Origin of the sequence: Pantoea sp. CTOTU49201 (genome assembly GCF_032054795.1) — a bacterium.
GTDB classification, from domain to species: domain Bacteria; phylum Pseudomonadota; class Gammaproteobacteria; order Enterobacterales; family Enterobacteriaceae; genus Pantoea; species Pantoea symbiotica.
On record NZ_DAMBSA010000624.1, the window covers coordinates 1 to 1,637 of the forward strand.

2 protein-coding genes are annotated in these 1,637 nt (G+C 59.5%); both read left to right on the forward strand.

All coding sequences use genetic code 11. The features are described from left to right. On the forward strand, positions 1-705 hold a 705-nt coding region (locus RTY00_RS24555), incomplete at its 5' end, for an ABC transporter permease subunit (RefSeq protein WP_312666718.1). A gap of 1 nt (position 706) precedes the next feature. Then, positions 707-1,501 (forward strand): ABC transporter ATP-binding protein, encoded by a 795-nt coding sequence (locus RTY00_RS24560; RefSeq protein ID WP_008102561.1) that lies wholly within the window; start codon positions 707-709, stop codon positions 1,499-1,501. The last annotated feature ends 136 nt before the right edge of the window (positions 1,502-1,637 follow it).

The window sequence follows — 1,637 nt, forward strand, 5'->3', positions numbered from 1 at the left end:
GATACCTTCCTCAAGCTGAGCGCCGCGCTGCCGGTGACGCTTGGCCTGTTTATCAGCGCCTTTATCTGCGGCGGCCTACTGGCGATTGGTATTTTGTCCCTGCGCATGAGCCGCTGGCGCGTGCTGAGCGGTTTCGCGCGCGGCTACATTCTGGTGTTTCGCGGCTCGCCGCTGATGATCCAGCTGTTTCTCATCTATTACGGCCTCGGGCAGTTTGGCGTGATCCGTCACAGCTTCGTCTGGCCGTTCCTGCGCGAACCCTTTATCTGCGCGGTACTGGCGCTGTCACTATGTACAGCAGCTTATACCGCCGAGATCTTGCGCGGGGCGCTGCTCGCGGTGCCAGCCGGACAAGTGGAAGCGGGCCTCGCCTGCGGCATGTCGCGCTGGCTGCTGCTGCGCCGCATTATCGCGCCAATCATGCTGCGCTATGCGCTGCCGGCGTACTCCACCGAAGCGATTTTGCTGGTGAAATCCACCGCGCTCGCCAGCCTCGTCACCGTTTGGGACGTGACCGGCGTGGCGCAGCAGATCATTCAGCGTACCTATCGCACCATGGAAGTGTTTGTCTGTGCGGCGGCGATCTACCTGATTCTCAACTTTATTATCGTCCAGCTTTACGCGCTGTTAGAGCGTCGTCTGACCCCGGCGCATCGTGTCGCAAAAAAGCCGTTGCCCGCCGTTAAACCGCTTGCCGGAGAGTAATATGCATTCCACATCACCCGTTACCTTATCCGCCACCGATATCCATAAATCCTTTGGCGCGATGGAAGTTCTGAAAGGCATTTCGCTGCAGGCGCATAAAGGCGATGTCATCTCGATTCTTGGTGCCAGCGGCTCGGGGAAAAGTACTTTGCTGCGCTGCATCAACCTGCTGGAAACGCCGGACGCAGGCGTGGTGAGCGTCGGCGGCGAAACCATTGAGATGAAACGCCATGCGCGCGGCCATCAGCTGGCGGCCAATCCGAAACAGATTGAGCGTTTGCGTTCACGCCTCGGCATGGTGTTCCAGAGCTTTAATCTGTGGTCACACATGACGGTGCTGCAAAACGTCATTGAAGGGCCGCACTATGTGCTGAAGCGCGATAAGAAAAGCTGCATCGCCCAGGCGGAGCAGCTGCTGGATCGCGTCGGCTTACTCAATCGCAAAGATTTCTACCCGGCGCAGCTGTCGGGCGGCCAGCAGCAGCGCGTAGCGATTGCTCGCGCGCTGGCGATGGATCCGGAAGTGATGCTGTTCGATGAACCGACCTCAGCGCTCGATCCGGAGCTGGTGGGCGAAGTGCTGAAAGTGATGCGCAGCCTGGCCGAAGAGGGGCGCACCATGCTGGTGGTGACGCACGAAATGGGCTTTGCGCGTAATGTCTCTAACCGCGTGGTGTTTATGCATCAGGGCACCATTGATTGTCAGGGCGCGCCGGAAGAGATGTTTGGCGACCAGGGATCGCAGCGCTTTAAGCAGTTTATCTCCAGCCATCACGGCGCGGAGCAGCCAGCATGACTATCGTGTGGGGCGACAGCCCATTAACCTGGCAACAGCTGGTGCAGGTGGCGCGGCACAACGCGGAACTCAGTTTGAGCGCCAGCGCCTGGCAGCGCATTGCGCAAGGGCGCACCATTGTCGATGAGATTGTCGC